We start from the raw sequence: 25,297 nt of genomic DNA, 5'->3' as shown, positions 1-25,297 counted from the left end.
GGCGCCCTGCGAAGGCCCCGCGCCGTGCGCCCGGCCCGCTCCCGCCGCCCGGTCAGCCCCATGTCGCCGAGTAGTACCGCTGGTACGCCTTGCGGTCCTGCTCGGAGCGGATGTACCGGGTCGCGACAAGCGCGATCAGACTGCCCGCGACGACCAGCAGGCCCGGACCGACGTTCCGCGTGTCCGTGAGCCGTGCCAGCAGGGTGCTGCCCTCCGACGCACCCGTGACCGGCGCCGAGGAACCCGGCGAGGCCGCGTTGGGCGCCATCCCGCCCTGGGCGGCGGGCGCCGACGGCGCGCCCGAGGGCGGTGTGCCCTGGGCGCCGCCCGCGTTCTGGGCCGACACGATCAGCCGTACCCCGAGGGTCGTCATCGCCTTGGTCACCGGCTGGAAGAACGTCGTTCCGCCGGTCTTGCAGTCCCCGTTGCCGCCGGACGTCACGCCCAGTGCGATGCCCTCGGAGAACAGCGGGCCGCCGCTGTCGCCCGGTTCGGCGCACACGTCGGTCTCGATGAGGCCGGTGACCGTGCCCTCCGGGTAGTTGACGGTGGCGTTCAGCCCGGTGACCTGGCCGTCGCGCAGTCCACTGGTGCTGCCGCTGCGGAACACCCGCTGTCCCACGGCCGGATCGGCGGCCCCGGTGATCCGCACGCCCTTGCCGCCGCCGACCGAGACGACGTCGGCACCGGCCCCGGCCTTCCCGGAGGCGTACTGCACGAGGGAGAAGTCGGTGCCCGGGAAGGCGCTGTTCACGGTCTGGCCGAGTTGCTGGTCACCCCGGTTGTCGGCGAACCAGGTGGATCCGGCGGGTCCGCAGTGGCCGGCCGTCAGGATGAAGTCGCTCTGCCCGTTGGTGACGTTGAACCCCGCCGAGCAGCGGCCACCGGTCGACAGGATCGGCAGGGCGCCGTTCAGCCGCGTGGTGAAGGCACCCTTCGTGCGTTCCATGTGCACGAAGCCGCCTATGCCCGCGGCCACGTGCGTCATCCGCGACCAGTCGCCGGCCGACACCGTGCTGTCCGCCCGCACCACGACCCGGTTGGTGCGGTAGTCCACCGCCCAGGCCGTGCCGGCCACGCGCGGTGCCGAACGCAGCGTGGCGGTCGCCGACTTGAGCGCGTCCATGCTGTGGGGGACGACCTTCGCCGTGGCCCCTGCCTGCCGGACCGCCTTCGCCGCCGCGTCGTCGGTCACGGCCACGACGGGCCGCCCGTCGGCGCCGATCCAGCTGCCCGCCGTCCGAGCGGTGCCGAGCCGCGCCACGAGTGCGTCACCCGGGTCCCCGGCGCCGGCCGCGGAGCGGAGCGCTCCGGTGGTGGCCGGGGGCGTCTCGCTCGCCATGGCGGCCTGGGTGACCATGGCGCCCCCCAGGAGGAGTCCGCCGACCGCCGCCAGCCGTGTCACTCGCCGGACGACCCGTCGTCGTGCGTGCCGCATGCAGGGCTCCCGAAACCGAACCAGGTGGGGCGATGCCCGTACCGGCACCGCGGGGCACTCGGGTCGTCGAGTGCCCGTTCCTCCATACGGCGCGCGCGGCGGCGGCGTTCACCGGCGGCGGTCAGTTCTTGCGGGCCACCCCGCCGAACATGGCGACCTCCTCCGGCTCGCCCTCCGCGGAGTCCTCCGGGCGCCAGCGCGAGCAGGACACCACGCCCGGCTCCAGCAGCTCCAGGCCGTCGAAGAACCGGGTGACGTCCTCGGGTGTGCGCTGGGTCAGCTTCGGGGTGCCGTGCTCGTTCCAGAACTTCACCGCCTCGTCCACGTCCGGCATCGACGGGCTGGTGATGGTGTGCGACAGCACCAGGTGGCTGCCCGCGGGCAGCCGTTCCGTCAACTGCCGTACCAGACCGTACGGGTCCTCCTCGTCGCCGACGAAGATGACCACGCCGAGCAGGATCAGCGCGACCGGCTCGCTGAAGTCCAGCGTCTTCGAGGCGTGTTCGATGATCGCGTCGACGTTGCGCAGGTCCTCGTCGAGGTAGTCGGTACGGCCCTCGGGCGTGCTCGTCAGCAGGGCCCGGGCGTGGGCGAGCACGAGCGGGTCGTTGTCGACGTACACGATCCGGGACTCCGGCGCGACGCGCTGGGCGACCTCGTGCGTGTTGTCGGCGGTGGGCAGCCCGGTGCCGATGTCCAGGAACTGCCGGATGCCCACCTCGGACACCAGGTGCCGCACCGCGCGGCCGAGGAACAGCCGGTCCGCGCGCGCGTACTCACCTATGCCCGGGTGCAGTTGGCGTATCTGGTCGCCGGCGGCGCGGTCGACCTCGTAGTTGTCCTTGCCGCCGAGCCAGTAGTTCCAGATCCGGGCGGTGTGCGGCTGGCCGGTGTTGATGCGGGCGCGCAGCGAAGCGGCCACGTCGTTGGTGGCTGCCGGGTTCTCGGTCACGTGGGTCAGCTCCTGGATGCCGGGGGATGCCTGAGGGGATGCCTGACGAAGTGTCCGGTGCCCCGCCCGGCGGGTCGCCCGACGCGCGCGGTGCACCGTGCAAGACGCAATCTAGACGCCCGAGTTGATCTCCGCCGCACGACCCGGCATTTCCGCAGCGCCGCCCCCGCGTCGCGCCACCGGCAAGCCCCTGGTCCGCCCGGTGCCCGCCGGCAGGTGAACGGGCCTGGAAACCGCCCCCGTGTCCGCGTTCCCGCCGGCCCCACCGCCCCCTGTCTTGACCCCCATGACCAGCATCCCGCACGTCACACCCGGCGAACCGGACCCGCTGCGCGCCCTCGACCTGGAGCGGCTGCGACGCCGTACGAGCATGAAGTGGCGCACCTACCCCGAGGACGTGCTGCCCCTGTGGGTGGCCGAGATGGACGTCCCGCTCGCCGAACCCGTCGTCCGCGCCGTCACCGACGCGCTCGCCCTCGGCGACACCGGGTACCCCGTCGGCACCGCCTACGCCGAGGCGCTGGCCGCGTTCGCCGCCGACCGCTGGAACTGGTACGACGTCTCCGTGGAGCGCACCTCGATCGTGCCGGACGTCATGCTCGGAGTGGTCGAGATGCTCCGACTGGTCACCGGCCCCGGCGATCCGGTCGTCGTCAACTCGCCCGTGTATCCGCCGTTCTTCCAGTTCATCACCCACATGGACCGCCGGGTGGTGGAGGATCAGCTCGGGGCCGGCCTGCGCATCGACCTCGCCTCCCTGGAGGAGACCTTCAAGGAGGTGACGGCCGGCGGGGGACGCGCCGCGTACCTGCTGTGCAGCCCGCACAACCCCACCGGCACCGTGCACACCGCCGGTGAACTGGCGGCCGTCGCCGGCCTCGCGGAACGGTACGGCGTCCGGGTCGTCGCGGACGAGATCCACGCCCCGCTCGTCGACCCCGGCGTCGCCTTCGTGCCCTACCTCAGCGTCCCCGGCGCCGAACGCGGCCTGTCCCTGATGTCGGCCAGCAAGGGCTGGAACCTGGCGGGCCTCAAGGCCGCCCTCGCGCTCGCCGGGCCCGGAGCCGCCGACGACCTGCACCGCATGCCGGAGGAGGTCGGCCACGGCCCCAGCCACCTGGGTGTCATCGCGCACACCGCCGCCCTGCGCGACGCCACGGGCTGGCTCGACGCCCTGCTCGCCGGGGTCCGCGCCAACCGGCTCCTGCTCCGCGATCTGCTCGCCGACCACCTGCCCGGCGTCCGCTACGACCCCGGAGAGGCCACCTACCTGGCCTGGCTCGACTGCCGTGCCCTCGGCCTGGGTGACGACCCGGCGCGGACGTTCCTGGACCGGGGCCGGGTGGCCCTCAGCTCGGGCATCCCCTTCGGCACCGGCGGCGCGGGCCACGCCCGTCTCAACCTCGCGACCTCGCCCGAGATCCTCACCGAGGGAGTACGGCGCATGACGGCGGCCCTGCGCTGACCGACGGGCCCCGGCGACGGACCGGGGGCTTCGCGGCCGTCGGACCCGGAGACCTACACTGCGGGAATGGACGACACACGGCTGGACCTGCTCGGCTCCGGCAAGTATCTGCTGGTGACCAGCTACCGGAAGAACGGCACCCCCGTCGCCACACCCGTGTGGGTGGTCCCAGACGGTGACGGCCTCGGCGTGTGGACGGCCGCCGACAGCTTCAAGGTCAAGCGGATCCGGCGCCGCGCCGACGTCCTCGTCGGCCCCTGCGACCTGCGGGGCAACCCCACCGGTGAGCAGGTGCCGGCCACCGCCGCGATCGCCGACGCGGCCACCACCGCCCGCTACCGGGACCTCATCGCCCGCAAGTACGGCATCGTCGGACGGCTGACACTGCTGGGCAGCCGGCTGCGCCGCGGCCTCGACGGCACGGTGGGCATCCGGGTGGCCCTCACGGACTGAGGGCCACCCGGGGGCTGGGCGGGCCGCGTTCCCGCCCTCGCGTGCTACGACGCGTTCTTCACCGACCCGTCGAGCACGAGTCCGCCCGTCTGCGGCTTACCGGTCTCCGGGTCGATCTGCCGGAACCGCACGGACTCCACCGGCTCCGTCACCCGGTCCTCGACCGTGGGCACGGTGATGTCGGCGCTGGTGCTCCCCGGGGGGATGTCCACCCACAGATAGAGGCCGTCCACCTTCGACAGCCGCCGCTCCGGGTCCGGCTTCGCCCCGGCGGTGTCCCGCAGCCAGCGCGCCGAGACGTCCTTGGTGGACAGCTCCGGACCGGTGACCGGCGCGACCGCGAACAGCGTGGTCATGTCGACGTCGACCGCCTGGGACAGGGACACCCGCCACTTCAGCGACTTGCCCTCGGCCACCTTGTCCGCGAGGGGCGTGACGGTCATGGTGGGCGCCGGATCGTCGTCGTGGACGGTGATCCCGCCCCGGTAGGAGCCGACGACCGCGCCGCGGACCGCCTTCACGAGGACGTCGTACGACACGTCGGTGCCGTACCGCGTGTTGCCCTTCACCTGGACCGGTACGTCGATGCCGTCGCCGCCCGCCCGTACGGTGACCAGACGGTTCTTCGTCCGGCCGGTCGCGGGGTCGACGACGTACACGCGGACCTGACCGCTGCCCTCGCCCGCGACCCGGACCGGGACGTGGTAGGTGCGCACGCCGGAGTCGCCCTCGTCGACCGTGGTGCGGCCGAGGTCCACCCGGGGCAGCGCGGCGGCCCGCACCGCGGGCGTTCCCGCACGCCAGCCCCAGGCGTCCATCAGCCAGGCGCGTCCGGACGCCGAACGAGGCGTCAACGAGAGCGACTTGACCGACTTCAGGTCGAGACCCGCGCGGGTGGCCGCCGTCAGCGGCACCCGGTACTCACGTGCCCAGTAGGAGGCGGTCCGCTCACTGCCGGGCAGACCGTCCGCCCGGACCCGGCCGAGCGTCGCCTTCTTCCCGGAGGCGTCGGTGAGGGACACGTCCAGCTGGGTGCCCCGCGAGTTCGGCGGCACGAACAGCCGCAGTGCCAGCGACTTGGAGCCCGCCAGTGACAGGGGCTTCCCGGCGCTCACCCGGGTCGCGGTACCGGCGTGCGTCCAGTGCAGCGCGACCGCGTGCCGGCCGGCCTCCCGGTCGGTCTCCCACTGCGCGAAGTGCGGGGAGGAACCCTTGGCGCCCTGGCCGAGGCAGGTCTTCGACGGGCTCGGGTCCACCGCGTCGCACAGCTTGCCGCCGGTCACCGACACCCCGCCGTCCGGCAGGAATCCGGCACCCCGGCGCGCGCCAACGGCGTGGCTGAGGACCCGGGCCGGGTCCGCCGACGGCGCCCGCTTGCCGGAGCCGTCGAGCAGCGGCCGCACCTTGTCGTCGCCGGCCAGGAACAGCCGGGCGGCGGCCGCGATGTACGTCGAACCGGCCTTGTGCTGCTGTCCGGCGGTCAGCCGGGTCGCGGCGCGCTTTCCGCACACCTTGTCGGGGTGCTGCGGGTCGTCGTAGAAGTCGTCCTCGGAGGGCGCCGCGGACTGGCCGGGCGTCCACTCGGAGTTGAAGAAGTTGTGGTTGGCCCCGACGACGTACACGGCACTGTGCAGCGCGGTACCGCTGCTGACCGCGCGGGTGCCGTCGACGTACACCTCGCCCTGGAGGTCGGAGACGTCACCGTCGCAGCCCGGCAGGATCGTCAGGGACGGCACGTCGGGGACCGGGTTCTGCCCGAAGACGGTGGGGCCGATGAGGACGGTGCCGCGGATGTTCCAGCGGGCCGGGCCGGGCTGGGCGTCCTGGTCGGCGGGCGGGGCGTACAGGCTGTCCAGCGCCGCCCGGTTGACCCCCTCGCCGCCGCGGGAGTGCCCGACGAGGAGCACCCGGGACAGGTCGGTACGGGGCGCGTCGCGGACGATCGCCGGTGCGGTGTCGGGGTGTTCGGCCCAGTCGGCCCAGCGGGCCAGGTGCAGCCGGACCAGCGAGGAACGGGCCTGCGCGCCGCCGTCCTCGGCCATGTGGTCCTGGCCGTTGATGCCGTTGGCGGAGATCGACACGGTCATGTAGCCCTGGGAGGCCAGGAGTTTCTGGTCCCGCAGATAGCCGCGGTGGCTCGGCACCGGCTTCGTGCCTGCCGGGCAGGGCCACTCCCCGGAGATGTCACGCCCCTTGTAGCACGTGTAGTGCCGGCCGTGCAGGAACAGCGCGAGCGGCCGCTTGCCGGACGCGCCGACGGGCGCGACGACCACCGCGCGCATCTCCACCGGTGCCGGAAAGCCGGGCAGCCGCACCGACTTGAGGCCGTACTCACCCGTCTTCGTGCGGTACGAACCGGGCTTGCCCGGGTCCACGGAGTTCGCGGGCAGCGGGGCCGGCGGCCGGGCCGCGGCGGCCGTCGAGGTGGTGCCTCGCGCATCCAGTCGGCGCCCTCCCGACCAGACCTGCAGACCCGCCAGTTCCCCGGCCCGGTGCCCGTCGAGCGGCAGCCGGAAGGTGTGCCCGTCCCGTCCCGGCCGCGGCACTCCCAACAGCTGTCCCCGCGAACGGAATTCGACGCGTGCGTCACCCATCGGCACCGGCCGGTCCGAGCGCCACTCCAGCTGCGGTGCCGAGCGCCCGTCGGAGATCCGCCATCCGGGCGGCAGCTGCCCGTCGTCCGCCGCCGTCGACGCTCTCACCTGCGCGGGTGGTCGGGCTTGCGCCGCTGCCACCCCTGGTGAGGCTCCCGCCACCGCGAGCAGCGCGGCGGCGGTCACCCCTATGTGCCGGGCACGGACCACTGTTCCTCCTCGAACCCCGGACCCAGGCGTCCCGTCGGTTCCGGGAGCCCTCTCGTCCCCGGAGGACGGAACGGCGAGTCCGTGGGTTGCCTGTGGAGGAGAAGTGATGGATCACATCATGCGCAACGACGTTCCATGACGGTGCAGTTCGGCCACAGTGGGCGGGGCGGTCCGGCGTCCGCCGCGGTCCCGTACGGCCGTCAGGTCCACGCCCGGTACGGCTCGTCCGTCAACTGGAAGACCGGCTCCCCGCGCACCGGGTCCTTGGCGGTGGACATGCGGACCCGGTCGCCGCTGTGGATGCCGACCGGCGGGCCCATGACCCGGCCCCGGACGACGAACCCCTCGGCCATCTCGATCAGCGACACATTGCGCGCCGCCGGGGTGTTGCGGTGCACCACCGTGGAGTGGCGGACCGTGCCGACACCCTCGCTGCGCTCCGTGCGCAGCTCACTGCCCTGGCACACCGGACACAGCAGCCGGTGGTACATCGCGGTGCCGCACCAGGTGCAGCGCTGGAAGTGGATGGCGTCCCTGGAGTCCGCGGAGACGGGATCGAGAACACCCGCCGCGGAACCGGCCGCCGGATGCGAGGCGCTTGCTGAGTGGTGGTACACGCTGGTCAACTCCCTGCGCTCGGCCGGAATCCCGCACGCCCGGCGCGAGCCGTGCGTGTGAGTGCACGGCAGCCGTGCCACCGTGCACGCCGACAGAGTATGGCACTCAGTGTCACTCGTAAAGGCACTGCGTACCCTGATTTTCGCCGGCGGCCCGCGTCAGGCGCGGCCCAGTGCCGCCTCCCATTCCTGCACCACGCGCCAGACCGGGGCGTTGCGGCGGGAGACGAGCACGACCACGTCCTCGGGCCGCTCGTCGCCGTGGTCCGGCAGGGGGCCGACCGGCAGGGCGCGCACGGGGGCGTCCGCCGGGTGGCCGAACGCCCGCTGCACATGCCCGAGTGCGTGGTCCACCAGCGTCCCCGCGTCGCCCTCGCCGTCCGACCGGAGCCAGGAGCGCAGGGCGTTGTTGTGCGCGGCGACCACCGCGGCCGCGATCACATCGGCCCGCAGCGTTCCGTCGGTCTGCCCGGCGAACCGTGCGCGCAGGTACTCGGCGAGCGCGCGCTCGTACCGCCACACCACCGACAGCTCGTAGGCGCGCAGTCCCGGGACCTGTCTGGTGAGGCGGTAGCGCTGCACGGAGAAGGTCGGGTTCTCCGCGTACATCCGCAGCACCATCCGGGCCGCGTCGCACACCCGCGCCACCGGGTCGTGCTCCTCGCCGTCGGCCTCCGCGAGGAACGCGGTCATGTCCGTCAGGCAGCGCTCATGGTCGGGGAAGACCACGTCCTCCTTCGAGGGGAAGTAGCGGAAGAACGACCGCCTGCCGACCCTGGCGAGGGACACGATGTCGTCCACGGTGGTCTGCTCGTAGCCGCGTTCCAGGAAGAGCTGGAAGGCCGCCGCGACGAGGGCGTCCCGCATGGGCGGCTTCGCGGTCGGCGCCGCGCTGCTGGAGCTCATGACCGGGAACGTAGCACCCGCACGGCATTCGTGACACTCAGTGCAGTGGAACGGCCCGAAAGGGGGAACCGAGTGCTTTCCGGGAGATGCAACAGACCTGTCCAGCCGTGCCCGAGTCCTGGGCGCCCACCCCCTCCGGGGGCGGTCGAGGCAGCCCGCACCCTGCGACGTAACCTTTCTCCACCCACGCCGCCCGCGCTCGCTGGAGGAGATCCGCATGTCCGCCGCCCGCCCCCGCCTGCTCTACGTCACGGACCTGGCGTACCAGGCCCGCGGGCGCCGCTACTGCGACGAGGACATCCACCTCGCCGCCCGGCTGCGTGAGCGCTTCGACCTCGCCCTGTGCCATCCCCGGGACGCCGCCGCCCTGATGGACGGCTTCGACGCCGTGGTGGTCCGCAACAGCGGGCCGGTCCTCGGCTACCAGAGCGAGTACGAGGCCTTCCGCGCGCGGGCGCTCGCCACCGGCGCCCTCGTGTACAACCCGCTCACCGGCAAGGCGGACATGGCGGGCAAGCAGTACCTGCTCGATCTGAGCGCCGCCGGGTTCCCCGTCATCCCGACCGTCGGCCGCGCCGAGGACCTGCACCTGCTGCCCGCCGCCGAGGCCTACGTGGTGAAGCCCCGCCTCGGCGCGGACTCCCTGGGCATGCGGATCGTCCCCGCCGGGCAGGTCGCCCCCCTCGCGACCGGTGACGTCCTGATCCAGCCCTGCGTCGACTTCGCCTACGAGGTCTCCTTCTACTTCGTCGACGACGACTTCCAGTACGCCCTGTACGCCCCCGACCCCGAGCGCCGCTGGGAGCTGGAGCCGTACGTCGCGACCGCCGCCGACCTGGAGTTCGCCCGGCGATTCGTCGACTGGAACGACCTCGGGTCCGGCATCCAGCGGGTCGACGCCTGCCGCGCGCCCGACGGGGGACTGCTCCTGGTCGAGCTGGAGGACCTGAACCCCTACCTCTCCCTGGAGGCGCTGCCGCAGGAGGCCAGGGAAGCCTTCGTCGCGGCGTTCACGGCATCCCTGAGCCGGTTCGTGCAGGGAGCCCTCAGCCCGGCCTGACGGCAGGCGTACGCCGCGTTCACCGGATCGGTACCGCGGGGCGCGGGGGTGGGCCTGAACGGGGCGGCGGTACGGGCCGTATCTCAGCACGGAGACCCCGGACTCCCGTTCGCACGGGACGGAAGGAGAGCCAGGTGCCGACACCGCCCGACCCCGAACCGCCGCGCCCAGGACCGGTACTGGAACCCATCCGGGTCGTGAGGCCCCGCCGCTTCGACGCCCTCGCCGAGCTGATGCGCGAGATGTATCCGGACCCGGCCGCCCACGAGCCGGGCCCCGCGCCCCCGGGTCGACCCTCCGCTTCCTCCCGCACGCCGGAGACCGCCGAGGAGGAGACCCGGGAACTGCCGCCCTTACCCGGCACGCGGCCCCCGGCCGCTTCCGCGCCCCGCCGCGCGGGCCGCGGCACCCGCCGGACCGCCGTGGCCCTCGCCGTGGCGGCGGCCGCACTCGCCGGGTTCGGCTCCGCCCTCCTGCTGACCGGCCGACAGGAGGCCGCCGCGACCGCACGGCCCTCCCCGCACCGGCCGACCCCACCGTCCGCCACCGCGTCGCCCGTCACCACACCGGCCCCCACCGGGCCGGCCGACCCCACCGCCGCCGGCGACCCGGACGGCCCCGGCACACTCCGCGGCGGCGACACCGGCCCCGAGGTCACCGACCTGCAAGAACGCCTTCTGCACGTCCCGGACGTCTACCGCGGCGGCTCCACCAGCGGCGTCTACGACACCACTCTCACCGAGGCCGTGGCCCGCTTCCAGCTCTGGTACGGCATCAGCGGCGACGAGACCGGTGTCTACGGCGACGACACGCGCCGCGCACTGGAATCGCGCACCGACCCCGGCGACGATGGGTGAAAGGCCGCGCCGGGAACAGCGGGTGACCGGGGCGGGCGGCACCCGGGCGGCACCCGCGCGACCGACGGGAGCGGAGCGGCATGACGGACAGGCACGGCAGCACGGAACCCGGCGGTTCCGCGCTCGACGGATTCCTCGCGCGGCTGAACCCCGACATGTGTGTGGTCACGGCCGCCGCCGACGGTGAGCGGGCCGGGTGTCTCGTCGGCTTCGCCTCGCAGTGCTCCATCGACCCGCCGCGGTTCGCCGTGTGGCTCTCCAAGGTCAACCACACCTACCACGTGGCCCGGGCCGCCCATCACCTCGCGGTGCATCTGCTCACCCGTGACCAGCGCGACCTCGCCGAACTCCTCGGCGGCGAGACGGGCGACGAGATCGACAAGTTCGCGCGCCTGGACTGGTGGGAGGGGCCCGGCGGCGCCGCCGTCCTCACGGACGCGGCGGCCTGGTTCGTCGGCACGATCCTCCACCGCACGGACGGCGGCGACCACGTCGGTTTCGTCCTGGACCCGGTGCGCTGGGGCGGGGGCCGGGACGGTCCGCTCCTGAAGCTCTCCCACGTCTCCGGCATCGACGCCGGTCACCCGGTGGACTGAAAAGGCTTCGAACACCGGGGAGTGCTCCGGAGGATCGCCTGGACGGCCTGGTGGCGGCCCCGCACAATGGGCAGCCCGCGGCCACCGGTCGCGTGCTCAGCCGCACCATGAACCGAAGGCGTCACCGATGACCGGCTCCCGCATCCCGGGTCTCTTCGTGCCCGCCGTGTTCCTGCTGGCCCTGGTCGCCGGCGTCTGCTGGTACTGGCGGCACCGTGACGACGACTGACCCGGCCCCTGCGCTTCCCCCACGCTAGTCCTGCGCGCCCGGGACGTCGTCCTCCCGCGGCATCCGGATGTCGACCACGCACACGTCGTCCCGTCGTCCCTCGGCGAGCATCGTGGCGAGCAGCGCGTCCAGCGAACCGGACTCGCCGCGGCCGTGGGCGCGTACCGCCTCGGCCAGCCGGTCGAAGCCCGCGTCCAGACCCTCACCGGTCCGCTCGATCAGGCCGTCGGTGTACAGCAGCAGCCGGTCGCCGGGTTCGAGACGGAGTTCCGCCGATTCGTAGACCGGGCTTCCGCTCGCGCCGAGCAGCATCCCGTCGGGGCGGGCGAGGTAGCGCACCTCGCCGCCGCGCACCAGCAGCGGCGGGGGGTGCCCGGCCTGCGCCCAGGCCAGCACCTGCTCCTCGCGGTGGTAGCGGGCCAGGACCATGGTGGCCGTGGTCCGGCTGTCCCGGGAGTGCAGCAGCAGTTGGTTGAGCCGCGTCAGCGCCCCCGTGAGCGAGGAACCGGTGCTGACCATGCCCTTCGCGGTGAATCGCAGCTGGGCCATCGTGGCGACGGCGTCTATGCCGTGACCGGCCACGTCACCGACGACGAACAGCGCGTCGCAGTCGGGCAGTTCGATGGCGCTGAACCAGTCGCCGCCGACATGGATGCCCGCCTGCGCGGGTACGTACGCGACCTCCACGCGCAGGCCCGCCAGCCGCACCGGTTTGCTCGGTAGCGGCAGCAGGGCGTGCTGCATCTTCGCGGCCAGGGCGCGCTCGGCCTGCAGGACGCCGCGTTGCAGCAGCATCGCGCGCTCGCTCTCCACCAGCGCGAGTTCCGCGCTGCGCTGCGCGGTCAGGTCCTGGATGAAGCCGTGCACCTCGACCGGGGTGCCGTCCGGATCCGTGACGGCCTCCGCGACCATCCGCAGGTGCCGTACGCCCTCGGGGGTCTCCATGCGGAACGGCACGTCGAACTGCTTGGCGTGGCGGACGAGCCGGTCGACGGCGTGGGCCAGCAGCCCGGCGTCCTCCGGCAGTGCCAGGTCGGGCAGCCGCTCCAGGCGGAGCGGCCCCCGCGCCGGCCCCAGGCCGAGCACTGTGTACGCCTGTGCCGACCAAATGATCTCCTCGGTGACCAGGTTCCAGTTCGCCCAGCCGAGATTGCCGAGCCGCTGCACGTCCAGGAGACGCTGTTCCTGCCGGTCCCCGGGGTCGTGCCGCAGCCAGGTCACCAGCAGCCCGTCGCCCAGCCGGGCCGCGCGCACCGAGTAGGTGGCGGTCACGGGCATCCCGTCGGACTCGTCCTGGTAGGCGAAGGGTTCGCCCTCGAAGGGCACTCCGGTCTCGAGGGCCTGGAGATAGCCGTGCCACAGGGGCTCGCCCGCGACGGAGGGGTAGCTCTCCAGGATGTGCTTGCCGACCATGTCCCGGCCCGCGCGGCCGAACACGTCGACGGCTTCCGCCGTCGCCGCTTCGATGCGGTAGTCCTCGACCTTGCCGGAGGCGGCGCGCAGCGGAGCGAGCAGGATGGCGGCGCCCGGAAGCGCGTCGAAGACCTCCTGGACGGTGTGGGCGATGCCGTTCTCCTCGGCGTGTTCCTGCGAGGCGTCGAAGGCCCGCAGCCGGCCCGCGCACAGCCGGGCGACGGCCCGCAGCAGCTCCCGCTCGTGGGACTCGAACGGCCCGGGGCACCGGCGCAGCACGCCCAGCGCGACGCTGGCGGTGTCCCCGGCCGGCACCGGCAGCCAGGCCCGGGTGGGCCACCGCTCCGGCGGGTCCCCGATCAGCAGATGGCGGGTGCGGTCCGTGGGGAAGTCCTCCAGCCAGCACGGCTCGCCCGACTGCAGGGCTTCGAACGCGATGACCCCGGTCAGCGGGGGCACGTGCCGCCACTGGGCGGCGAGGGTGCCGTCGATGCCCGCGTGCCCGATCAGTTCGAGTCCGCCCTCGGGCAGCCGCGCGTAGAGCAGTACGGCGTCGGCGCGCACCTCGGACGCCAACTGTTCCAGCAGGCAGTCGGCCAGCTCGCGCGGCGAGCCCACGCGGACCAGCTCCCGGCCGATGTGTCCCAGGAGGTCGGCCATGTCCGCGGTGCCCGCGGGCGCCGTCTCCCAGGTGCCGGCGGGGCGGGGCGGTCCCGTGGGCGAGGCCGGTGCGGCGCCGGGGTCACGCTCCTCGGCGGGCAGCAGCTCGCCCAGGGTGAGCCAGCACTGTTCGAGGAGGGTGCGGTTGCCGTCCTTGGCCCGTTGCAGCAGTTCCTCGTGGGCGGCGCTCGGACCGCATCCGATGACGGCCATCAGGACACCCTTGGCGCGTTCCAGGACGGCTGCGGTCGCGGCGAGGTCGCGCAGCCGTTCCATCTCGGCGCGCTGCCGGGCCACGACCTTGGCCAGCGCCGTCAGATCGGCGCCGGTGCCGGGGTCCACCGGGGGCTCGGGCTCGCTCGTCACGCGTTGAGCATCGCACATCCGGACGCGCTGGATCACTCGTCTGCCGACTCGTCCTCGCGTGAGCTTTCCACGCACCCGGACCGGGCCGCACGGAGGGGGGACACACCACCGGCCGGAGCAGGTGGGGGCAGGTGCGAGCGGTCCGCACCGGGACGCGGCGGTCAAGCGGAAGGGGTGGGGGCGGGCCGGATCCGGGGCCCGGGGACGAGTGGGCGGAATCCGGCGGACCGGAGCCTCGGGGACGCCCGGTGCGGTTGGGCCGGGCCGGGGCGGCGGGCGCGGGACCGCCGTCCGACTGCCTTCGTCCGGCGGGACGGCGGGGGGGGACGCGTACGCGGCGGATCAAGCGGAACGGGTGGGGGCGGGCCGGGTCCGGGGCCCGGGGACGAGTGGGCGGAATCCGGCGGACCGGAGCCTCGGGGACGCCCGGTGCGGTTGGGCCGGGCCGGGGCGGCGGGCGCGGGACCGCCGTCCGACTGCCTTCGTCCGGCGGGACCGGGGGGGGACCCCGAAAGGCGTAAGCGGCCGGCTCGGGTGCGACCGTTCGTGAATGGCGTACGGCCCGGAGGCGGGCCCGCCGGTGGAACACGTCCGACCTGTCCGGGCGGCGGCGTCGGGAGCCGTCTGCCGACAGGGCCGGAGTCGGTGGCGGACAGCTGGGCCGGTGGCGGCGGTCAGTCGGTCAGGTCAGCGGGTCAGGCCGCGGGCGCCCAGGGCGTCGGCGACGGCGCGGACGCTGCGGGCGATGTGCTGGAGCTGCATGACCTCGGCCGCGTACATCTTGATCGTGTGCTCGATGACCGACTCCGGCAGCCCGAGCACCGGCAGTTCGGCACGGGCGGTCTGCAGTGCGGTGCGGGCCACCCGGATCTCCTGCTGGACCTGGATCTGCGCGTGCCGGGCGAGCAGCACGGGGTGCCGGATGAGCGCCGGATAGCTCGCGTAGCGCGCGGGGATCAGCTCGCGCAGCCACTTGGCGGCCGAGCGCTCCCAGTCGTAGCTGCCCGGCGTCTTGACCTGGCAGGGCCAGTCGGGGCTGATGCGCGTGCTGGTCAGGGGCATGGTCTTCGCTTCCGGTGTGCGGCGTCGTGAGGGTGTCCGACGGGTTCGGGGCGGCCCCGGCCTAGGGGATGGCCGGGGCCGCCACGGGCGCATCGCGCAGACGATGCGCCCCGGTACACCCCTCGCGCCGACGTGGGTAGGGAACGGCGGCTGGGGGTGTCCGTATGAGTGCCCCGGGCGTCGGGAGCCGGTGCGGCGTGCGGGGCTGCAGGCGCATGGGCGGTCCGTCGGCTTTCTCGGGGCGTTGTGCGAGCGGTGGGTCCGCAGGTGGGACCGTGCCAGGAGTGGGCCGGGCGCGATCCGTGAGCAGTATTTATATATGCCGACCGCTTTGCAAGACGTATGAAAACATTCATGCGCGATATGGGGTGAATGATCCCCGTCTCTGACCGCGAAGCCGCAAGATCTTCACGAGTTACCGGTGCGTACGAGAGGATCGACCGGGCAGGTCCAGACCTGGAGGAAGGTCGAAACCCGGCCGGATCAGCCCGGGATCAGTCCTTCAGGAAGAACTGGTGCTGGTCGGAGAGCTGCTCGTACTTCTCCAGACGGCCCTGGGTGCGCTCCGGATCGGCGTCGGTCATGGCCTGCAGCAGCGCCGCGGCCAGTACGCCCGGCGCGGCGTAGGAGTCGAAGACGAGCCGGGAACCGGTGCCCGTGGCGAAGGCGATGTCGGCCTCGTCCACCAGCGGCCCGAGCGCCAGGTCGGTCACCAGGGCGACCTTCAGACCGGCACCGCGTGCCACCCGGACCGCGTGCAGCGTCTCCTGGGAGTGCCGGGGCATGGCGAAGGCCAGCACCCAGGTGCCGCCGGCCTCACGGGCCTGGAGCAGCGCGTCGTAGGCCACGCTGCCGCCCCGGGTCACCACCCGCACATCGGGGTGGATACGGCGGGCCGCGTAGCCGAAGTACTCGGCGAGCGACTCCGAGATGCGCAGGCCCAGCACGGTCAGCGGGGTGGACCGGGACAGTTCGCGGCCGACGTGGATGACCCGGTCGGGGTCGGCGAAGTCGCGCCGCAGGTTCTCCAGATTCGCGATCTCGGCGTCGACCGCCGCCTGCAGCTCGTTGGCCCGGTTCTCGTCGTCCGGACCGCCGGCCAGCGTGCGCAGCGCGATCGACTGGAGCGTCTCCCGCAGGGCCGGGTAGCCGCTGAAACCGACGGCGGCGGCGAAGCGGGTGACGGACGGCTGGCTCACGCCGACCCGGTCCGCGAGCTCGGTGATCGACAGGAAGGCGGCCTCGGTGATGTGCTCGATCAGGTACTGGGCGATGCGCCGCTGCCCCGGCGACAGACGCGGGCCGTCGAACAGCTCCCTGAGCCGGGACGTCGGGGCGGCGGACTCCCCCTCCGGGACGGTCCTGCCCGACGTGATCGCTGACGCCTGTGCGCGTGCCTGCTGCGGCGAGGGCACCGGTCGGTCTCCTTTGTCTGCCACGAGCACTCAACATAGCTCACCGACCGTCGTGACCAGGGGTTGAAGGTGCCGGGCTCACCGCCGGTACAGGGTGATCGAATGGCCCACCTCGTCGATCGGCCGACTGCTGTCGATCAGTTCGGCGAGCCGGCCGCGTGCCTTGGCCGCCGCCGAGTCCGACACCACCAGCAGCCCGTGCACCCGCTCCCCGGGCACCTTGCGCGGATCGTCGGCGCGGATGCCGTAGTAGGAGGGCACACCGCTGCCCTTGTACACCAGCCAGACCCGCTCGCCCGGGTACCGCTGCCGCAGCCGGTCCGCGAGCCTGCCCAGATCCTGCCCCCAGTCCACGTTGGAGTCGTGCAGCAGACGATGGGTGCGCCCGGGTCCGCCGAACGCCTCGTTGGCGTACGGCAGGTAGTACGGGAACGTCCGCAGGGAGCTCACCGCCGCGAACAGCACCAGCGCGCCGGCCGCGAGCCCGGCCCACCGCCGTCGCGACCGCAGCACGCAGGCCGCGGCCACCGCGAGGAACACCGGCACGAACAGCGCGTAGCGGGTGCCGAAGTCCCGCGCGCCCGTCATCGCCACCGCCAGCAGCACCAGCGGGGGCAGCAGCAGGTACGGCGCCGCGGGCCGCAGGCGCCGCAGCGCCACCGCCGTGACCGCGCCGGCCGCCCCCAGCGCCTGGAGCCCGAGCGGCGTCTTCACCAGCAGGGCGGCCGGCAGGTAGTACCAGAGCGAGCCGGTGTACAGGTGCCCGAACAGATAGCCCTGCCACGGGTACTTCTCCAGGCCGAACTGCACCCGCATGCCCGCCCGGTACGCGGGAGGCACGGGCAGCAGGTCCACGACCCGCCCGCGCAGCCCGTGCAGCGCCGGTACCGCTTCGGCGGGCGCGAACCGCAGACGGGGGTCGACGGCCAGGTAGGAGACCCAGACGACGGCGAGCGCGGCCAGGCCCATCAGGGCCGCGCCGACGAGCGCGGGCACCACCGCCCGCCGAGGGTCTCCGGCGCCCCCGGGTCCCGGCAGCAGCGCCCGCCACCGGCCGAGGGTCCGTGGCACCGCCGCCCGCCGGCGTCCCGCGCCCTGGTCCCCGGGCCCCGGCGGTGACGCCTCCCGCCGCCCCGCGGCCAGGACCGACACCGCTGCCAGCGCCATCAGCACCGGTACCGCCGGCAGTGCGCTCATCTTGGTCGCCACGGCCGCCCCCAGCGCGGCTCCCGCGAGCGGCAGGTGCACCAGCGGCCGCCGCCGGGCCCGCCACGTCAGCCAGGTCGACGTCAGCACGAACCCCGCCGCCGGCACGTCCAACGTGGCCAGGGAGCCGTGCGCGATCACGTCGGGGGACAAGGCGTACAGGGCGAGCGCCACCAGCCCGCCCGCCGTCCCCGTCAGCTCACGTGCGAACGCGAGAACCACCAGCCCGAACAGCAGGGTCAGCGCGATCACCGGCAGCCGCGCCCAGAGCATCAGCCGCCAGGGATCGTTGCCCGACTCGTACAGCAGATGCCGCCCGACGTCGCCCTGGGTGCCGGTGTACGACGGGTCGTAGACCGGGTCGGCCACCGCCACGCCGGCCGCGATCAGCAGCTTGCCGAGCGGCGGGTGCTCGGGGTTGTAGCGCAGGCGGTGCTCACGGAGGTAGTCGGTGGCCGTCGCCACGTACACCGGTTCGTCGATCGTGGGCGTCTGCCGCACGGCGGTGGTCACCATCGCGGCGGCCATCTGGGTCAGCAGCAGCGCCACCAGCAGCGGCGGCAGCCACCGCCGGTGGCGGCGCGGCCGGGCGGACGGGTCCGCCGGTGCCGGCCGTGCGGGCCCCGCCACGGCGGTCCCACGGGTGAGGACCGCGTGCTCTTCGTGTGCCATGATCCGCCCCGCGGTGGCACCGGCCGTGCGCCGGCGGGAGCGCTCGACGGCCGGTACACGGCCCCACCGTCGCATCGCTTCCGGCGTCGCGGCCGTCCCCGCCGCACGCGTCGTACCCGGCAGACCCTCTGCCGTGCCCACGGATACGGCCCGCGGCCGGTCGCGGTTCACCTGCGGGCGAGGACACCGCGGCGGATGGGGACCACCGGTCCGCCGTCGGCACCGGACACCGGGTCACCGACTCGCGCCCCCCGTGGGCCCGTTGTGTGCCCGCCGCCGACGGGAGGGCCGTTCAGGCCTGCCCCGGACCCGCGGTCCGGAGGTCCCGCACGGCGCGCGGCGCCGGCAGCGCGTCGGCCGTCACCAGCAGGTCCGCCCGGTGCCGAGTGGTCGCCGTCAGGTCGGCGTTGCGCTGGTCGGTGCCCAGCACCCAGGCCAGCGCGGCCTCCGGGTCCTTGCCGAACTCCTCGTGGCGGGCGACCAGTCGGCGGATCCGCTCGTCCTCGGCGATCTCGCAGTACCACACCTCGTCCAGGCACGGCCGCACTCGCGCCCACGAACCCTGCTCCAGCAGAAGGTAGTTGCCCTCCGTGACCACCAGCCTGGCGGCCGGCGGCACCGGGACCGCGCCGGCGATCGGCTGCTCCAGCACCCGCTCGAAGCCGGGCGCGTACACCACCTCGTCGGTGTCCTCCCGCAGCCTGCGCAGCAGCGCCGCGTACCCGGCCGCGTCGAAGGTGTCCGGCGCGCCCTTGCGGTCCCTGAGGCCCAGCCGGTCCAGCTCGGCGTCGGCCAGGTGGAAGCCGTCCATCGGGACGTGCGCCGCGCGGGCCGGGCCCTGGGCGTTGAGGGCACGCACCAGGTGCTCGGCGAGCGTCGTCTTGCCCGATCCCGGGCCGCCCGTGATGCCGAGGACGGCACGCCGGCCGTCGGCGGTCAGGCCGCGGGCGCGGGCCAGGAGGGCGTCGAAGGTCAGCGGCACACCGCACAGTGTGTCATCCGCGATCCGGCGAACATGTGGCGTGTGCCACCCACTGGACGGCTCGTGGCGGGGAACAGTCCAGGGTATGACTCAGCTCGGTCTGCCCGGCGACATCCAGGCCTGCCTCTTCGATCTCGACGGGGTCGTCACCAAGACGGCGGTGGTGCACGCGGCCGCCTGGAAGGAGACGTTCGACGCGTTCCTGCGCGACTTCGACGGCGAACAAGGGCGGCCGTTCGACGCGGTCGCCGACTACGACGAGTACGTCGACGGACGCCCCCGCGCCGACGGTGTCCGCGCCTTCCTCGACTCGCGCGGCATCCGTCTGCCCGAGGGCACCCCCGGCGACCCGCCCGACGCCCGCACCGTCCACGGTCTCGGCAACCGCAAGAACGACCTGCTCCTGGAGAAGATCCGCACCGGCGGCGTGGAGGCCTACGAGGGCACCCTGCGCTATCTGGAGGCGGTACGCGCCGCGGGACTGCGCACGGCGATCGTCTCCTCCAGCGCCAACTGCCGGGACGTGCTGCGCGCGGTCGGCGCCGAGCACTTCTTCGACGTCCGCGTCGACGGCGTGGTGGCCGCCGAGCGGAACCTGCCGGGCAAACCGCACCCCGACACCTTCCTCGCCGCCGCCCGCGACCTCGGCGTCGAGGCGTCCCGGGCGGCCGTCTTCGAGGACGCGCTGGCCGGCATGGACGCGGGCCGCGCGGGAGGATTCGGGTACGTCGTCGGACTGGACCGCGTGGGGCAGACCGACGCCCTCTACGCGCACGGCGCCAGCATCGTCGTGAAGGACCTGGCCGAGCTGGGAGGCAAGCAGTGATCACCGAGCGGTCGTACGCCGTGGAGCCGTGGACCGTCCGGGAGACCGCCCTCGACCTGGACGTCCTCGCCCAGAGCGAGTCGGTGTTCGCCCTGTCCAACGGCCACGTCGGCTGGCGCGGCAACCTCGACGAGGGGGAGCCGCACGGCCTGCCCGGCAGCTACCTCAACGGTGTGCACGAGGTGCATCCGCTGCCGTACGCGGAGGCCGGCTACGGCTACCCGGAGTCCGGCCAGACGGTCATCAACGTCACCAACGGCAAGGTCGTCAGGCTGCTGGTGGACGACGAGCCGTTCGACCTGCGCTACGGGCGGCTCGTGTCCCACGAGCGCGTGCTGGACCTGCGCCGCGGGGTGCTGGAGCGGACCTGCGAGTGGACCTCCCCGGCCGGCTCGACGGCCCGGGTCCGCTCGACCCGGCTGGTGTCGCTCACCCAGCGGGCGGTGGCCGCCGTCGCCTACGAGGTGGAGGCCGTCGGCAGCCGCAGCCGGGTGGTGATCCAGTCGGAACTGGTCACCAACGAGAGCCTGCCGGAGCCCAACGGCGACCCGCGCGCGGCGATCGCGCTGAAGTCGCCGTTGGAGCAGGAGGACGGCTTCGCCTCGGGCAACCGGCTGCGGCTGGTGCACCGCACCCGGCGCAGCGGCCTCCGCGTGGCCGTCGCCGCGGACCACGCCGTCAGCGGCCCGGAGCGCACCACGACCCGCAGCGAGAGCGGCATCGACGTGGCCCGGCTGACCGTCACCTCGGTCCTGGAGCCGGGGCAGACGCTCAGGCTGGAGAAGCTGGTCGCGCACGGCTGGTCCGCGACCCGCTCGCTGCCCGCGATGGCGGACCAGGTCGACGCGGCGCTCGCGGCCGCCGCGCACGACGGCTGGCAGGGGCTGCTGGCGGACCAGCGGGGCTGCCTGGACGACTTCTGGGCCCGCGCCGACGTCGAGGTCGAGGGCGACGAGGAGATCCAGCAGGCGGTCCGGTTCGCGCTGTTCCACGTGCTGCAGGCCGGGGCCCGCGCCGAGCAGCGCGCGATCCCGGCGAAGGGACTGACCGGGTCCGGCTACGACGGACACGCGTTCTGGGACACCGAGATGTTCGTGCTGCCCCTGCTCACCCACACCGCGCCCGCGGCGGTCGCCGAGGCGCTGCGCTGGCGGCACAACACCCTGGACGAGGCCCGCGAACGCGCCGCCCAGCTCGGCCACGTCGGGGCCGCCTTCCCGTGGCGCACCATCGCCGGCTCGGAGGGCTCGGCGTACTGGCCGGCCGGCACCGCGGCCTTCCATGTGAACGCCGACATCGCCGACGCGGTCGTCCGGTACGTGGAGGCGACCGGCGACACCGCCTTCGAACGGGAGGTCGGCGTGGAGCTGCTGGTGGAGACGGCCCGGCTGTGGCGGTCGCTGGGCCACCACGACAGCCACGGCGTCTTCCACCTCGACGGCGTCACCGGCCCGGACGAGTACAGCGCGGTCGCCGACGACAACACCTACACCAACCTCATGGCCCGGCGGAACCTGCTCACGGCGGCCGACGCCGTCGAGCGCCACCCCCACGAGGCGGAACGGCTCGGCGTGGGCGAGGAGGAGAGCGCGGCCTGGCGGGACGCCGCCGCGGCCATGCACGTGCCCTACAACGACGAGCTCGGCGTCCACGAACAGCACGCGGGCTTCACCCGGTACCAGCGCTGGGACTTCGACGGCACGCGGCCCGACCAGTACCCGCTGCTGCTGAACTTCCCGTACTTCGACCTGTACCGCAAGCAGGTCGTCAAGCAGGCCGACCTGGTGTTCGCCATGTACACCTGCGGAGACCTGTTCGACGACGAGCAGATCGCCCGGAACTTCGCCTACTACGAGCCGCTGACGGTCCGGGACTCCTCCCTGTCCGCCTGCTGCCAGGCCGTCATCGCCGCGCAGGCCGGTCACCTCGGGCTGGCCTGGAAGTACACCACCGAGGCCGCGCTGATGGACCTGCACGACCTGGAGCACAACACCCGGGACGGGCTGCACATCGCCTCACTGGCCGGTACCTGGATGGCGCTCGTGGCCGGGTTCGGCGGCATGCGGCGGGACGGCGACCGGCTGCGCTTCGCGCCCCGCCTGCCCGAGCGGCTCAGCCGGCTCGCGTTCAACGTGCAGTTCCGCGGCCGCCGGCTGCGTGTGGAGATCGGTGCCGACAAGGCGACGTACCAGCTCCTGGACGGTCCGCCGCTCACCCTGTACCACCACGGCGAACCGCTCACGGTGAGTGCCGACGAGCCGGCCGTGCGGACCGTGCCGCGAGCCGTCTCCCGGCCCACCCCCCAGCAGCCGCCGCACCGCGCGCCGAACGGCCGCTGAGCCCCGGCGCGGTGGTGCGAGGGGGCGGGCGGCGGCGCGCCCGCCGCCCGCACCCCCGGACGGCCCGTGCTCCTACGGCACCGGCCTCATTCGCCGTGTCCGGCCAGGAGTTCGCGCAGCGCCCGCGCGTCCTGCGCGCTCAGCCCGGTGACGAAGTGCTGGAGCGCGGCGACCGGGTCCGGGCCCCGGTGCAGGGCGTCGTGCATCGCCTTGGCCGTCAGCTCCGCCGCGTTCTTGGCCGGCCGGTACGCGCCGCGCCGTCCGTCGGCGTCCCGCAGCACCAGCCCCTTGTCGTACAGACGTTTGAGGATGGTGTGGATCGTGTTGTACGCGAGTCCGCCGCCGATGCCGGTCTGGATCTCCGCCGGGGTCAGCGGCCGCTCGGTGGCCCAGAGGGTGGCCAGGACCTCGCTCTCCAGCTCACCGGCGCTGCGCCGCTCCGCTCTGCCGCGGGACCCTGTGCCAGCCATACGCCAACCTTACAGCGCGTAGGGCCGCCGGTCGGAGGCCCCTCCCGGTCGGCGAGTGCTTCCGGATTACGTTAGTTTGTCGCTGTCTGCGCCCACGGCGGAAAGGTGACGATGGCCGGCAGCGCGTACGCCCCACTCGCCGGACTGCGCCGCGAGCGCCCACGACGCCTCTCCGGGCGCGCCCGGGACCCGCGGGCCCTCGCACCGCTCGCGGCCGTCGCCGCGGCCTTCACCCTGGCCCAACTGCTCCTGGTCCGGCCCGGCATGGGCCTCGGCTGGGACGAGACGGTGTACGTCAGCCAGGTCAGCGCGCACACGCCGGCCGCCTTCTTCAGCGCACCCCGCGCCCGGGGCGTCTCCGTGCTGGTCGCACCCGTCACCTCCTGGTCGTCCTCGACGGCCCTGCTCCGCGTCTACCTCGCGGTCCTCTCCGGACTGGGGCTGTTCCTGGCCCTGCGGACCTGGCTCGGCCTGTTCCCGGTCCGCGTGCTCGCCGTCGGGGGCACCCTGTTCGCCTCCCTGTGGGTGACGCTGTTCTACGGCCCGCAGGCCATGCCCAACTACTGGGTCGCCGTGGGCGCCCTGGCCGCCGTCGCCTGCTTCCTGCGCGCCCGGGCCGACCGTACCGACCGCCCCGCCCTGTGGGGTCTGGCGGCGTGCGCGGCGTTCATGGCGCTGATGCGGCCCGTGGACGCCGTCTGGGCCGTCCTGCCGCTCCTCGCCCTCGGCCTGCCGCGCCGCCGACGGCGGACGCTGTGGGTGCTGCTCGCGGGGCTCGCGGCCGGCGCCGCGGAATGGGTCGTCGAGGCGTACGCGCGCTACGGCGGCCTGGGCCGCCGGCTCTCCGACGGCTCGGCGATCCAGGGCGGCCTCGGCTGGCACTTCGCCGTCGTGGACCAGTTGCGCAGCATGGGCGGGCGGGCCCTGTGCCGGCCCTGCACCGGGGAGCTGCCGAACCCGGTCGTCGCCGTGTGGTGGTTCACGCTGCCGGTGCTCGCCGTGCTCGCGCTGGCCGTCGCGGTCCGCGCCCGGCGTACGGCGGCCACGGCCGTGCCGCTCGTCTGCGCGGCGGCCGCCGCCTTCCCGTACCTGTTCCTGATCGGCTACGCGGCACCCCGCTTCCTGCTCCCGGCCTACGCCCTGCTGGCGGTCCCGGTCGCCGACGTGCTCTGCCGCCCGGTGAGCGGCCCGCGCCGGACCTGGCGCCCCTTGGCCGTGACCCTGCTCTGCCTGGGCCTCGCCGCCCACCTGGCGGTACAGCTGGCCGTGCTGCGGGACGCGGTGGACCGCACGACCGCCTCCCACGGCGCATGGTCCCGTACCGCGTCCGCCCTGCACGGCCTAGGTGTGCGGCCGCCGTGCCTGCTCACCGGCCACGAGGCCATCCCGGTCGCCTTCTACGCCGGCTGCTCCTCGGCCGCGACGAAGGGGCACAACGCCAACGCCACCACGGCCGGCATCGTCCGCACCGCCCGGCGTGTCCCGGTGGCCGTACTCGTGGCCGGGGGCACCCGGGCACCCCGCTACGCCCGCGACTGGCCGTCGGCGCCCGCGGGCGCGGTGCGGTTGTACTTCGCCGTACCGGGGGCCGGAGCCGCCGCGGACCGATGAGGGCACCGCGGCCCGGTGCGCCGGGTCAGGCGGGGCGCGACCGTCCTTCGTGCCGGGAGTCGCGCGGCCCCCGTCCGCCCGAGGGGGCGCCGCCCGGGTCCGGGGCCGGTTCCTGATCGCCGGGCACGAACCGCGGGGGCAGCAGACGGGCGGCCGCCCACAGCAGGACCCCGAGCCAGCCGAGGGCGAACAGCCAGCCGCCGACGACGTCGGTGAACCAGTGCACGCCCAGGAAGACACGGGTCAGTCCGACGGCCGCCCCCCAGCATCCGACCGCCAGGCGCACGGCGGTCCGCCCGTGCGGGGAGCGCAGGTACAGGGCGGTGATCAGCAGTCCGGCCGTCAGCGCGGCCGTCGTGGTGTGCCCGGACGGGAACGACCAGCCCGACGCGTGGGTCTGCCACTCGTACTGCGGCGGCCGGGCCCTGGCGACCAGGTTCATCACCGCGTACCGCAGGCTCTGGCCCATGCTCAGGCAGCCCACGGCGAGCAGCACGGCCACCAGTCGCTGCCGGGCGCCGCGGCCCGCGATCAGCCCGGCGACCACCGCCAGCACGTACGGGACGACCCCCGTGCCGGTGACGGTCAGACCGCGGGCGACCGCCACCGCCATGGGCGGGCGGTGCCCGACGGACCAGGTCAGCAGCCCCTGGTCGAGAGGGAGCGGGGCGCCGTGGTGGCGCGACACCACCACCCCCGCGAGCACGCCGAACGCGAGCCAGGCGCCCAGGGCTCCGGTACCCGCCGCCTCCGCGACCTTCTTCCGATTCATGACGCTCGCAGCGGCCCTTCGAACTTGACTACACATGTGTAGACCGACTACTGCACTGTAGTCGAAGCCCGAGGCTTTCCCTTGTCAGGAGTGGACCGGGGGCGGCGGGCCGGCCGGGCGGTCCGC

The 25,297-nt window shown here is 73.9% G+C and carries 20 protein-coding genes; 8 read left to right on the top strand and 12 right to left on the bottom strand.

The annotated features are described in order from the left end of the window. Window positions 1–52 precede the first annotated feature (52 nt). Window positions 53–1,438 carry a S1 family peptidase gene (locus BLW57_RS05325; protein ID WP_093472507.1) on the bottom strand — a complete coding sequence of 462 codons (1,386 nt, stop codon included), beginning with the start codon at window positions 1,436–1,438 and terminating at the stop codon, window positions 53–55. A 121-nt stretch (window positions 1,439–1,559) separates the two neighbouring features. Beyond that, the gene (locus BLW57_RS05320; RefSeq protein WP_093472506.1) at window positions 1,560–2,390 is read right to left on the bottom strand and encodes an SAM-dependent methyltransferase; all 831 of its coding nucleotides are present in this window, start codon (window positions 2,388–2,390) and stop codon (window positions 1,560–1,562) included. Between the two features lie 286 nt (window positions 2,391–2,676). Between BLW57_RS05320 and BLW57_RS05315 the strand changes: the two genes are divergently transcribed. Continuing rightward, the gene (locus BLW57_RS05315) at window positions 2,677–3,855 is read left to right on the top strand and encodes a MalY/PatB family protein (RefSeq protein WP_093472504.1); all 1,179 of its coding nucleotides are present in this window, start codon (window positions 2,677–2,679) and stop codon (window positions 3,853–3,855) included. Window positions 3,856–3,921: 66 nt separating this feature from the next. Further along, window positions 3,922–4,308 carry a PPOX class F420-dependent oxidoreductase gene (locus tag BLW57_RS05310; RefSeq protein ID WP_093472503.1) on the top strand — a complete coding sequence of 129 codons (387 nt, stop codon included), beginning with the start codon at window positions 3,922–3,924 and terminating at the stop codon, window positions 4,306–4,308. A gap of 44 nt (window positions 4,309–4,352) precedes the next feature. Here the strand turns inward: BLW57_RS05310 and BLW57_RS05305 are convergent, their stop codons facing one another. The 3 genes from BLW57_RS05305 to BLW57_RS05295 form a co-directional block, all read right to left on the bottom strand. Beyond that, window positions 4,353–7,112: an alpha/beta hydrolase gene (locus BLW57_RS05305; RefSeq protein WP_093472501.1), complete on the bottom strand. Its 2,760-nt coding sequence runs from the start codon at window positions 7,110–7,112 to the stop codon at window positions 4,353–4,355. A gap of 200 nt (window positions 7,113–7,312) precedes the next feature. Next, the gene (locus BLW57_RS05300) at window positions 7,313–7,729 is read right to left on the bottom strand and encodes a Zn-ribbon domain-containing OB-fold protein (protein WP_093472500.1); all 417 of its coding nucleotides are present in this window, start codon (window positions 7,727–7,729) and stop codon (window positions 7,313–7,315) included. A gap of 159 nt (window positions 7,730–7,888) precedes the next feature. Then, a complete protein-coding gene (locus BLW57_RS05295; protein WP_093472498.1) occupies window positions 7,889–8,635 on the bottom strand; it encodes a TetR family transcriptional regulator in 747 nt (248 codons plus the stop codon). Window positions 8,636–8,852: 217 nt separating this feature from the next. Here BLW57_RS05295 and BLW57_RS05290 point away from each other — a divergent pair, with 217 nt between their 5' ends. The 3 genes from BLW57_RS05290 to BLW57_RS05280 all read left to right on the top strand — a co-directional run bounded on the left by BLW57_RS05290 (window position 8,853) and on the right by BLW57_RS05280 (window position 11,148). Then, on the top strand, window positions 8,853–9,695 hold the full coding sequence (locus BLW57_RS05290) for an ATP-grasp domain-containing protein (RefSeq protein ID WP_093472496.1): 843 nt from the start codon (window positions 8,853–8,855) through the stop codon (window positions 9,693–9,695). Between the two features lie 134 nt (window positions 9,696–9,829). Beyond that, the gene (locus BLW57_RS05285; RefSeq protein ID WP_093472495.1) at window positions 9,830–10,552 is read left to right on the top strand and encodes a peptidoglycan-binding protein; all 723 of its coding nucleotides are present in this window, start codon (window positions 9,830–9,832) and stop codon (window positions 10,550–10,552) included. Window positions 10,553–10,632: 80 nt separating this feature from the next. Next, complete coding sequence (locus BLW57_RS05280) at window positions 10,633–11,148, top strand: flavin reductase family protein (RefSeq protein ID WP_093472493.1); 516 nt, start codon at window positions 10,633–10,635, stop codon at window positions 11,146–11,148. Between the two features lie 253 nt (window positions 11,149–11,401). Here the strand turns inward: BLW57_RS05280 and BLW57_RS05275 are convergent, their stop codons facing one another. The 5 genes from BLW57_RS05275 to BLW57_RS05255 all read right to left on the bottom strand — a co-directional run bounded on the left by BLW57_RS05275 (window position 11,402) and on the right by BLW57_RS05255 (window position 19,153). Beyond that, complete coding sequence (locus BLW57_RS05275) at window positions 11,402–13,834, bottom strand: SpoIIE family protein phosphatase (protein ID WP_176985471.1); 2,433 nt, start codon at window positions 13,832–13,834, stop codon at window positions 11,402–11,404. A 669-nt stretch (window positions 13,835–14,503) separates the two neighbouring features. Continuing rightward, the gene (locus tag BLW57_RS05270) at window positions 14,504–14,878 is read right to left on the bottom strand and encodes a hypothetical protein (protein WP_073890863.1); all 375 of its coding nucleotides are present in this window, start codon (window positions 14,876–14,878) and stop codon (window positions 14,504–14,506) included. Between the two features lie 494 nt (window positions 14,879–15,372). After that, on the bottom strand, window positions 15,373–16,293 hold the full coding sequence (locus tag BLW57_RS05265; RefSeq protein WP_176985470.1) for a MurR/RpiR family transcriptional regulator: 921 nt from the start codon (window positions 16,291–16,293) through the stop codon (window positions 15,373–15,375). A 78-nt stretch (window positions 16,294–16,371) separates the two neighbouring features. Then, window positions 16,372–18,171, bottom strand: coding sequence for a phospholipid carrier-dependent glycosyltransferase (locus BLW57_RS05260; protein ID WP_176985469.1), 1,800 nt, complete (start codon window positions 18,169–18,171; stop codon window positions 16,372–16,374). A 292-nt stretch (window positions 18,172–18,463) separates the two neighbouring features. Further along, a complete protein-coding gene (locus BLW57_RS05255; RefSeq protein WP_093472490.1) occupies window positions 18,464–19,153 on the bottom strand; it encodes a nucleoside/nucleotide kinase family protein in 690 nt (229 codons plus the stop codon). An 85-nt stretch (window positions 19,154–19,238) separates the two neighbouring features. On the opposite strand from BLW57_RS05255, the gene BLW57_RS05250 reads away from it, so the two are divergent. Together BLW57_RS05250 and BLW57_RS05245 are read left to right on the top strand one after the other, a co-directional pair. Then, on the top strand, window positions 19,239–19,979 hold the full coding sequence (locus tag BLW57_RS05250; RefSeq protein WP_093472489.1) for a beta-phosphoglucomutase family hydrolase: 741 nt from the start codon (window positions 19,239–19,241) through the stop codon (window positions 19,977–19,979). Next, window positions 19,976–22,318: a glycoside hydrolase family 65 protein gene (locus BLW57_RS05245; RefSeq protein WP_093472487.1), complete on the top strand. Its 2,343-nt coding sequence runs from the start codon at window positions 19,976–19,978 to the stop codon at window positions 22,316–22,318. The genes BLW57_RS05250 and BLW57_RS05245 overlap by 4 nt, the downstream gene beginning before the upstream one ends. An 86-nt stretch (window positions 22,319–22,404) precedes the next feature. On the opposite strand, the gene BLW57_RS05240 is transcribed toward BLW57_RS05245, so the two are convergent. After that, complete coding sequence (locus BLW57_RS05240) at window positions 22,405–22,788, bottom strand: BlaI/MecI/CopY family transcriptional regulator (protein WP_093472486.1); 384 nt, start codon at window positions 22,786–22,788, stop codon at window positions 22,405–22,407. 111 nt (window positions 22,789–22,899) lie between these two features. Between BLW57_RS05240 and BLW57_RS05235 the strand changes: the two genes are divergently transcribed. After that, entirely contained in the window at window positions 22,900–24,399 is a 1,500-nt protein-coding gene (locus BLW57_RS05235; RefSeq protein WP_093472484.1) for a DUF2142 domain-containing protein, read from the top strand. Between the two features lie 25 nt (window positions 24,400–24,424). Here BLW57_RS05235 and BLW57_RS05230 read toward each other — a convergent pair whose 3' ends face one another. Beyond that, on the bottom strand, window positions 24,425–25,171 hold the full coding sequence (locus tag BLW57_RS05230; RefSeq protein ID WP_093472483.1) for a phosphatase PAP2 family protein: 747 nt from the start codon (window positions 25,169–25,171) through the stop codon (window positions 24,425–24,427). Window positions 25,172–25,297 lie beyond the last annotated feature (126 nt).

It is taken from the genome of Streptomyces sp. 1222.5 (genome assembly GCF_900105245.1).
Classification (GTDB): domain Bacteria; phylum Actinomycetota; class Actinomycetes; order Streptomycetales; family Streptomycetaceae; genus Streptomyces; species Streptomyces albidocamelliae.
The sequence above is the reverse complement of the archived record's forward strand: the minus strand, read 5'-3'. Positions and strand labels throughout refer to the sequence as shown.

Coding starts and splice junctions, on each gene's coding strand:
- BLW57_RS05325 (WP_093472507.1), bottom strand. CDS start 1,438: ATGCGGCACGCACGACGACGGGTCGTCCGGCGAGTGACACGGCTGGCG.
- BLW57_RS05290 (WP_093472496.1), top strand. CDS start 8,853: ATGTCCGCCGCCCGCCCCCGCCTGCTCTACGTCACGGACCTGGCGTAC.
- BLW57_RS05275 (WP_176985471.1), bottom strand. CDS start 13,834: ATGTGCGATGCTCAACGCGTGACGAGCGAGCCCGAGCCCCCGGTGGAC.
- BLW57_RS05235 (WP_093472484.1), top strand. CDS start 22,900: ATGGCCGGCAGCGCGTACGCCCCACTCGCCGGACTGCGCCGCGAGCGC.
- BLW57_RS05295 (WP_093472498.1), bottom strand. CDS start 8,635: ATGAGCTCCAGCAGCGCGGCGCCGACCGCGAAGCCGCCCATGCGGGAC.
- BLW57_RS05260 (WP_176985469.1), bottom strand. CDS start 18,171: ATGGCACACGAAGAGCACGCGGTCCTCACCCGTGGGACCGCCGTGGCG.
- BLW57_RS05315 (WP_093472504.1), top strand. CDS start 2,677: ATGACCAGCATCCCGCACGTCACACCCGGCGAACCGGACCCGCTGCGC.
- BLW57_RS05270 (WP_073890863.1), bottom strand. CDS start 14,878: ATGCCCCTGACCAGCACGCGCATCAGCCCCGACTGGCCCTGCCAGGTC.
- BLW57_RS05240 (WP_093472486.1), bottom strand. CDS start 22,788: ATGGCTGGCACAGGGTCCCGCGGCAGAGCGGAGCGGCGCAGCGCCGGT.
- BLW57_RS05310 (WP_093472503.1), top strand. CDS start 3,922: ATGGACGACACACGGCTGGACCTGCTCGGCTCCGGCAAGTATCTGCTG.
- BLW57_RS05280 (WP_093472493.1), top strand. CDS start 10,633: ATGACGGACAGGCACGGCAGCACGGAACCCGGCGGTTCCGCGCTCGAC.
- BLW57_RS05250 (WP_093472489.1), top strand. CDS start 19,239: ATGACTCAGCTCGGTCTGCCCGGCGACATCCAGGCCTGCCTCTTCGAT.
- BLW57_RS05230 (WP_093472483.1), bottom strand. CDS start 25,171: ATGAATCGGAAGAAGGTCGCGGAGGCGGCGGGTACCGGAGCCCTGGGC.